Genomic DNA, 9,344 nt, shown 5'->3' on the forward strand with positions numbered 1-9,344 from the left:
TGTCCACGGACGGGACCGGCATGCGCCCCCGAGGTCCCGTTTATCCCACCGTCGACGGCCGGAATTCCCTAGACCGGCGGGCCCCCGCGCAGGCCCCCCTGCACCCGTGCCGCACCTGTAGGGAAATACGGGTTGGGCCGTGCCTACGCTCCACCGCTGAGTCCTGTCGTACCTACCGGTCTGAGGTGGTCCCGCGTCATGAGCGAAGCCGGCAACGAGAACCCGGAAGCGACCGACCCGGTGGTGATCGTCGGCACCGCCTGCCGCCTTCCCGGCGGCATCGACTCGCCGGAGGAGCTGTGGCGCCTGCTGTGCGACGGCGAGGACGTCCTCGGACCGTTCCCGACGGACCGCGGCTGGGACCTCGACGCGCTGTACGACCCCGACCCGGCGGCACCGGGACGAAGTTACGTGCGCGAGGGCGGGTTCCTCGCCGGCGCCGCCGAGTTCGACGCCGCGTTCTTCGGGATCTCACCCCGTGAGGCCGAGGCGATGCACCCGCAGCAGAGGCTGCTGCTGGAGACCGTGTGGGAGGCGTTGGAGCGCGCGGGCGTGGATCCCGCGACGCTGCGAGGCACCGCCACCGGCGTGTTCGTCGGCGCCGAGGCGCATGAGTACGGCCCGGGGCTGACCAACGCGCACGGTGCCGAGGGCCACCTGCTCACCGGCACCGCGGGCAGCGTCGCCTCCGGCCGTATCGCCTACGAACTGGGGCTTCGCGGACCCGTGCTCACCGTGGACACGGCGTCGTCCGGCTCGCTGGTCGCCCTGCACCTCGCGGTGCGGTCGATACGAAGCGGGGAGTGCGCGCGTGCCGTCGTCGGCGGCGTCACGGTCATGCCGACTCCGGCGGCCTTCGTCGCGTTCAGCCGGCAGCGCGCGCTGTCGCCCGACGCCCGGCCGAAACCCTTCGGCGCGGACGCGAACGGCACCGCGTGGAGCGAGGGCGTCGGCGTGCTGTTCGTGGAGCGCCTGTCGACGGCACGGGCCGAGGGACATCAGGTGCTGGCCGTGGTGCGGGGCTCGGCGATCAACTCCGACGGCGCCTCGGCAGGACTCACCGCGCCGAGCGAGGAGGCGCAGCGCGAGGTCGTCGTCGCGGCCCTCGCCGACGCGGGCCTGCTCCCCTCCGAGGTGGACGCGGTGGAGGCACACGGCACCGGCACCCCGCTCGGCGACCCGGTCGAGGCCCGGGCGCTCATCGCCGCGTACGGACAGGACCGCGACCGGCCCTTGTACACGGGGTCGTTGAAATCCAACCTGGGACACACCCAGGCCGCGGCCGGCGTGCTCGGCGTGGTGAAGATGGTGGAGGCCCTGCGGCACGGCGTCCTGCCCGCCACCCTGCGCGCCGAACCACCGACGCCGCACGTGGACTGGTCGTCCGGCGCCGTCGAACTGCTGACCCGGAAACGGGACTGGCCGGGCGGTGACACCCCGCGCCGGTGCGGCGTGTCGTCCTTCGGGTTCAGCGGCTCCAACGCCCATGTCCTGCTGGAGGAGGCCCCGCCCGCACCCGACCCGGCGGAACGGGGGACCGCGCCGTATCCGGCCGCGCTGCCGCTGGTGCTGTCGGCGCGCTCCGCGGCGGCGTTACGCGGCCAGGCCGCCGGCCTGGCCGGACTGGAGGCCGATCCGCGGGATCTCGGGCACTCGCTGCTGACCTCGCGTTCGCTGTTCGAGCACCGGGCGGTGGTCGTCGATCGTGACGGGCTGGAGCGGTTCGCCCGGGGCGAGGTGACGCCCGCCGTCGTCGCCGGTGTGGCGGACGTCGAGGGCGGGACCGTGTTCGTGTTCCCCGGTCAGGGCGCGCAGTGGGCCGGCATGGGCGCGCGGCTGCTGGACGAGTCACCGGTGTTCGCGGACCGGATCGGCGAGTGCGCGGCGGCGCTGTCCGAGTTCACCGACTGGTCGCTGGTGGACGTGCTGCGGCAGGCCGAGGGCGCGCCGGACCTGGACCGCGTGGACGTGGTGCAGCCGGTGTCCTTCGCGGTGATGGTGTCCCTGGCGGCGCTGTGGCGTTCGCGGGGCGTGCGTCCGGACGCGGTCGTCGGCCACTCGCAGGGCGAGATCGCCGCCGCCGTCGTCGCCGGGGCGCTGTCCCTGCAGGACGGTGCCCGGGTGGTCGCGCTGCGCTCCCGGGCCATCGCCCGGCGGATCGCGGGTGACGGTCTCATGATGTCGGTGCCGTTGCCGGTGGAGCGCGTCGAGCCGTTGCTGCCCGCCGACGGGTCCGCGCAGATCGCGGCCGTGAACGGGCCGGCGTCGGTCGTCGTCGCCGGTCCGCCCGCCGTGCTGGAGACGCTCTTCGAGGCGCTGACCGCCGACGGTGTGCGGGTGCGGCGCATCGCCGTCGACTACGCCTCGCACACGACGCAGGTCGAGGCGATCCGGCAGGAACTGCTCGACCTGCTCGCACCGATCCGGCCCCGGACCGCGCGGGTGCCGTTCTACTCGACGGTGAGCGGCGAATGGCTGGACACCACGACGATGGACGCCGGCTACTGGTACCGGAACCTGCGTCACACGGTGAACTTCGGGCCCGCGATCGCCGCACTGCTCGACGGCGGGCACCGCGCCTTCATCGAATGCAGCCCGCACCCCGTGCTCCGTGTCGGTATCGCCGAGGCGGTCGAAGCGGCCGGCGTGCGGGCCGTCGTGACGGGCACGCTCCGCCGCGGCGAGGACGGCCTGGACCGCGTGTTCACGTCGCTCGCCGAGGCGTTCGTGCGGGGCGTGACGGTGGACTGGTCCGGTCTGTACGAGGGCGGCCGCCGGATCGCCCTGCCCACCTACGCGTTCGACCGCCGCCGGTACTGGCTGGCCGGTCCCGGTGCCACGGCCGCGCCCGTGCGCCGGCCGGAACCCGTCGCCGACGTCCCGGCGCTCGATCGCGCGGCGCTCCTCGACGCCGTCCGGACGCAGGCCGCCGGCGTACTGGGGCACACGGACCCGGCCGCGATCGACGCGTCCCGGGAGTTCCGCGCCCTCGGTTTCGACTCGATCACCGCCGTCGACCTCCGTGAGCGGCTCGTCGCCGCACTGGGCATCGCGCTGCCCACGTCCGCCGTCTACGACCACCCGACGCCCGACCGGCTCACCGACTTCCTGCTCGCCTCCGTCACCGGCGAGACCGAGGAAGCCGCTGCCCCCCGGGCCGCCGCCGACGAGCCGATCGCGATCGTCGGCATGGCGTGCCGGTTCCCGGGCGGCGTCGTCGGCCCCGACGACCTGTGGCGGGTCGCCGCCGAAGGGCGGTGCGTCGTCGGCGACTTCCCGGCCGACCGTGGCTGGGACCTGGACGCGCTGTTCGCCCCGGGCACCGACGGCACGCCCGCCGTCGCCACTCGCTCCGGTGGCTTCCTCCCCGACGCGGCGGGCTTCGACGCCGAGTTCTTCGGTGTCTCGCCGCGAGAGGCCAAAGCGATGGATCCCCAGCAGCGCCAGCTGCTGGAGACCACCTGGGAGGCGCTGGAGCACGCCGGCCTGGACCCGGCCTCCCTGCGCGGCACCCGGACCGGTGTGTTCGTGGGCACCTTCGGCGGCAGCTACGCGTCGCTGCTCGGCCGGCGCGAGGACGCCCGGGGCTTCGTGATGACCGGTACGACGCCGAGCGTCATGTCGGGCCGGACGGCGTACGTGCTCGGCCTCGAGGGACCGGCGCTGACCGTCGACACCGCGTGCTCGTCGTCGCTGGTGGCGCTGCACCTGGCCGCACAGGCACTGCGCGCCGGGGAGTGCGGGCTCGCGCTGGCGGGCGGCGTGACCATCATGTCCACGCCCGACAACTTCGTGGAGTTCACGCGGCAGGGCGGCCTGGCCGCCGACGGCCGGTGCAAGTCGTTCTCCGACGCCGCCGACGGCACCGGCTGGTCCGAGGGCGTCGGCGTGCTGGTCCTGGAGCGGCTGTCCGCCGCCCGTGCGAACGGGCACCGGGTGCTCGCCGTCGTGCGTGGCTCGGCCGTCAACCAGGACGGAGCCTCCAACGGCCTGACCGCACCGAACGGGCCGTCGCAGCAGCGGGTGATCCGTGCCGCGCTGGCGAACGCGGGCCTGCGCCCGTCCGAGGTGGACGCGGTCGAGGCGCACGGCACCGGCACGAGGCTCGGCGACCCGATAGAGGCCCAGGCCCTGCTGGCGACGTACGGCCAAGGCCGGGAGACACCGCTGCTGCTCGGCTCGCTGAAGTCCAACATCGGCCACACACAGGCCGCCGCCGGTATCGCGGGTGTCATCAAGATGGTGCAGGCCATGCGGCACGGGAGGCTGCCGCGGACCCTGCACGTCGAACAGCCGTCGTCGCACGTGGACTGGTCGGCGGGTGCGGTGGAGCTGCTCACCGAGGCCGCGCCGTGGCCCGACACCGGCCGTCCGAGGCGCGCGGCGGTCTCGTCGTTCGGCATCTCCGGCACCAACGCGCACGTCGTCCTGGAGCAGGTCGCCCAGCCGGAGCCCGCGCCCGGGACGAACGGTGTCCTGGTTCCGTGGGTGGTGTCGGCCCCCACACCGGAGGCGCTGCGCGCACAGGCGGCGCGGGTCGCGACCGCGTCCGGCGGCGCGGCCGACGTGGCGCTGTCCCTGGCCGGCACCCGCACGCACTTCGCCCATCGTCTCGCCGTGACCGGCCGGGACGGCGACACCCTGCGGGCCACGCTCGCAGACCCGACCGACGCGGTCCAGGGCTCGGTCGTCCAGGGCAAGCTGGGCATGCTGTTCACCGGTCAGGGCTCGCAGCGCCTCGGCATGGGCCGCGGCCTGTACGAGCGGTTCCCCGCGTTCGCCACGGCGTACGACGAGGCCGTCGCGGCACTGGGCACCGAGGTCCGGGACGTCATGTGGGGCCGGGACGCGGCGGAACTCGACCGGACCCGTTGGACGCAGCCCGCGCTCTTCGCGCTGGAGGTCGCCCTGTACCGGCTCGTGGAGTCGTGGGGCGTCGAGCCGGACGTGGTCGGTGGCCACTCGGTCGGTGAGATCGCCGCCGCGCACGTCGCCGGCGTGCTGTCGCTGGCCGACGCGGCGACGCTCGTGCTCACACGGTCCGGCCTGATGCAGGCCCTGCCCGAGGGCGGGGCGATGCTCGCCGTCGAGGCGACCACGGCCGAGGTCTGCCCGCTGCTGGTGGAAGGAGTGTCCATCGCGGCCGTGAACGGGCCGATGTCGGTCGTGGTGGCCGGTGTCGGCGAGGTGGTGGCCGAGATCCGCGACACCTTCACGCGGCTGGGCCGCCGCACGAAGCCGCTGCCGGTCTCCCACGCCTACCACTCGCCGCTGATGGACCCGATGCTGGCCGAGTTCGGCGAGGCGCTGAAGGACTGCACGTTCCAGGAACCGCGCATCCCGTTCGTGTCGGCACTCACCGGCCGGATCGACACGCCCGACAGCGCAATCTACTGGACGCAGCACGTACGGCAACCGGTGCTGTTCGCGGACGCCGTCCGGGCGATGGCCGACGCCGGTGTCCGCACCGTGCTCGAACTCGGACCGGACGGCACGCTCAGCGCACTGGTTCCCGATGCCGCCGGCGACGTCGACCTGCGCGCGATCCCGGTGCTGCGCCGTGACCGGCCCGAGGAGGAGCGGGCCGTCACCGCGCTGACGGAGCTGCACGTGCGCGGCACGGAGGTGGACTGGGCGGCCTTCCTCGCGGACACCGGGGCGCACACCGTGGCCCTGCCCACCTACGCGTTCCGCCATCAGCGGTTCTGGCCGGACGACGGCGGGACGGACGACGTCGTCGGCGCCGGTCTCGACCAGGCCGGTCACCCGTTGCTCGGCGCGGTCGTCCGATTGGCGGACGGCGACGGCATGCTGCTCACCGGCCGGCTGTCCGCCACCGCGCACCCCTGGCTGGCGGACCACGTGGTCGGCGGCCGCACCCTGTTCCCGGGCACGGGATTCGTGGAGCTCGTGCTGCGCGCCGGCGACGAGGCCGGCTGCCGACGACTGGACGAGCTGACGCTGGCCGTGCCGCTCGTGCTGCCCGCGCACGGCTCGGTCCCCGTGCAGGTCGCGGTCGGCGCGGACGAGGACGGCCGCCGCCCCGTGAAGGTGTCGTCGTGGGCCGACGGCACCTGGACGCTGCACGCCACCGGACACCTCACGGCGGACGCTCCCGCGGTGGACACGGCGTTCGCGCGGGACGCGTGGCCACCGGCCGGCGCGCAGGCCGTGCCGCTGGACGACCGCTACGAGCGGCTGGCCGCGATGGGCCTCGCCTACGGCCCGGCCTTCCGGGGCGTGCGTGCCGTGTGGCGGCGGGACGCCGAGGTGTTCGCGGAGGTCGCGCTGCCCGACGTGGTGGCGGGCCAGGCTGGTGCCTTCGGTCTGCACCCCGCCCTGCTCGACGCCGCAGTGCAGGTGGCGTTCCTCGGCGGGACGGATGTGGCACCCGGGGCCCTGCCGTTCGCGTGGGAGGGCGTCTCCCTGGCGGCCGGCGGCGCGGCCGTACTCAGGGTCCGTCTGACCATGAACGGCCCGGGCGTGTCCGTCACGGCCGCGGACGTGCTCGGTGATCCGGTCGCGGCCGTCGAGTCGCTGACGCTGCGGGCGGCCGCCGCGCCCGGCACCGCGCACGCCTACGACTCGCTGTTCGCACTGGACTGGACGCCGCTCCCGGAAGCCGGGGCGGTCGAGCCCGCCGCGGTGACGGAGTTCGCGCCGGCCACCGGAGACCTCGCGGCGGCGGCGCACACGGCGGCGGCCGAGGCGCTCGAGGCCGTGCAGGAGTGGCTGTCCGGCGACAGCACGGAACCGCTGCTCTTCGTGACGCACGGAGCGGTGACGGGCGAGGACCCGGCCGCGGCCGCCGTGTGGGGCCTGGTGCGGACCGCGCAGACCGAGAACCCCGGCCGCTTCCTGCTGCTCGACCTGCCGGAAGGCCAGGACCCCTCGACGGCGTACGGCGCGTTGCTGGCGTCCGGCGAACCCCAGGGCTGGGTGCGGGACGGCGTCGTGCACGCCGCCCGGCTGGCGCGCCTCGGCGCGGACGCGGGCCTGTTGCCGCCCGGTGGCGGCGGGTGGCGGCTGGACGTCCCGCGACGGGGAAGCATCGACGGCATCGCCCTCGTCCCGTACCCCGAGGCGGAGCGCGAACCGACGGGTCGGCACGTACGCGTGCGGGTGCGCGCGGCGGGCGTGAACTTCCGGGACGTGCTCAACGTCCTGGGCATGTACCCCGGCGACCCGGGCGCGCCCGGCGCCGAGGGCATGGGCGAGGTCGTGGCGGTCGGTCCCGAGGTGACGGGCGTGCGAGTCGGCGACCGGGTCATGGGCATGATCACGGGTGGCTTCGGCCCGCTGGCGGTCGTGGACGAGCGGTTGATCGTGCCCGTACCGGCGGCCTGGCCGGACGAGGTGGCGGCAGCCGTCCCCCTGGTGTTCCTCACCGCGTACCACGGTCTCGTCGACCTGGCGGGCCTGCGCAGTGGCGAGCGCGTACTCGTCCACGCCGGTGCCGGAGGCGTGGGCATGGCCGCGATCCAGCTGGCGCGGCACCTGGGCGCCGAGGTGTTCGCCACGGCCGGCGAGGGAAAGTGGGACACGCTGCGCGCCCTCGGCGTCGCGGACGACCACATCGCCACCTCCCGGACGCTCGACTTCGCCGAAGCGTTCGGCAGGGTGCTGGGCGAGCGGCGGATCGACGTCGTGCTCAACTCGCTGGCCGGGGAGTTCGTCGACGCGTCCCTGGGCCTGCTCGCCGACGGCGGCCGGTTCGCGGAGATGGGCAAGACGGACGTGCGCGACCCCGCCGATCTGCCCGGCGTGCGGTACCTGCCGTTCGACCTGATGACGGTGGAACCGGACCGCGTCGCCGGCATGCTCGCCGAACTGGGCGAGCTGTTCGAGGCCGGGGCACTGGCACCGTTGCCGGTGCGGTCGTGGGACGTGCGGCGCGCGCGCGACGCGTTCCGGTACATGAGCCAGGCCAAGCACATCGGCAAGATCGCCCTCACGATGCCGGCGGGACCCGCCACCGACGGCACGGTCCTCGTCACCGGCGGCACGGGCGGCCTCGGCAGCGAGCTCGCCCTGCACCTGGCCGGGCGGGGCGTGGCCCGGATGGTGCTCGCCTCACGCCGCGGACCGGCGGCGGACGGTGCGGCGCGACTGCGCGAGGAACTGGCGCGACGCGGTGCCGAGGTGCGCATGGTCGCCTGCGACGTCGCGGACGCCGCCGCCACCCGCGAGCTGGTCGCGAGCATCCCCGACCTCACGACGGTCGTGCACGCCGCGGGTGTGCTCGACGACGGCGTGGTCGGCTCGCTCACGCCGCAGCGGCTGGCGACCGTGCTGCGGGCGAAGGCCGACGCGGCCTGGAACCTGCACGAGGCGACCAAGGACAGGCGGCTCACGGACTTCGTGACGTTCTCCTCGGTCATGGGAATCGTCGGCGGGGCCGGGCAGGCCAACTACGCCGCCGCGAACGCCTTCCTCGACGCACTGGCGGCGCACCGCCGCTCCGCGGACCTGCCCGCCGTCTCACTGGCCTGGGGCGCGTGGGCGCCGGGCACCGGCATGACCGCGGCGCTGTCCGAGGCGGACCTCGCGCGCATGGCCCGCGACGGCATGGCCCCGCTGTCGACGGAGCAGGGCATGGCGCTGTTCGACGCCGCGCTGGCCGTCGACGCCCCGGTGCTGGTGCCGATGCGGCTGGACCTGCCCAGACTGCGCGCGAGGAGTGACGTACCGGCCGTGCTGCGCGGTCTCGCCGGCACCGGCCGCCGCACCGCCGCCTCCGCCGCGGCGGCGGAGACCGCCACACTGACATCGCGGCTCGCCGGCGCGACTCCCGACGAACGCGTCCGGCTGGTGCTCGGCGTCGTACGGACCGAGGCCGCTGCCGTCCTCGACCACGGCTCACCGGCGGCGATCGAGCCGTTCCGCGAGTTCCGGCAGCTCGGCTTCGACTCGCTCACCGGCGTCGAACTGCGGAACCGGCTCAACACGGTCACCGGCCGCAGACTGCCGTCGACGCTCCTGTTCGACTACCCGACTCCGTCGGCGCTCGCGGAGTACCTGCGGGACGAACTCACGCCTTCGGCCGAGCCCGGGGCGGCCGGGACCGGCACACCACTGGAGCAGCTGGACCGACTGGAGGCGGCCGTCGCGGCCGCCGGCTCCACGGCCGACCACACGGCGCTCGCCGACCGGCTCGAGCAGCTCGGCCGACGGCTGCGGCAGACGGAGACGGACACGGCCGGACACGGCGGCGAGATCGACGCCGCCACGATCAACTCGGCTTCGGTCGACGAGCTGTTCACGATCATCGACGGCGGTCTGGGCGTCTCCCAGAACTGAACCCGCCCGCCACCGCCCCCCGTTCGTTGATGGAGAAGAGGACC

The 9,344-nt window shown here is 74.7% G+C and carries 1 protein-coding gene; it reads left to right on the forward strand.

The features are described from left to right. Positions 1–132: 132 nt before the first annotated feature. Complete coding sequence (locus ACICHK_RS39000) at positions 133–9,300, forward strand: type I polyketide synthase (protein WP_406840684.1); 9,168 nt, start codon at positions 133–135, stop codon at positions 9,298–9,300. The last annotated feature ends 44 nt before the right edge of the window (positions 9,301–9,344 follow it).

This window comes from Streptomyces sp. AHU1, from assembly GCF_045343905.1.
Classification (GTDB): Bacteria; Actinomycetota; Actinomycetes; order Streptomycetales; family Streptomycetaceae; genus Streptomyces; species Streptomyces triticiradicis.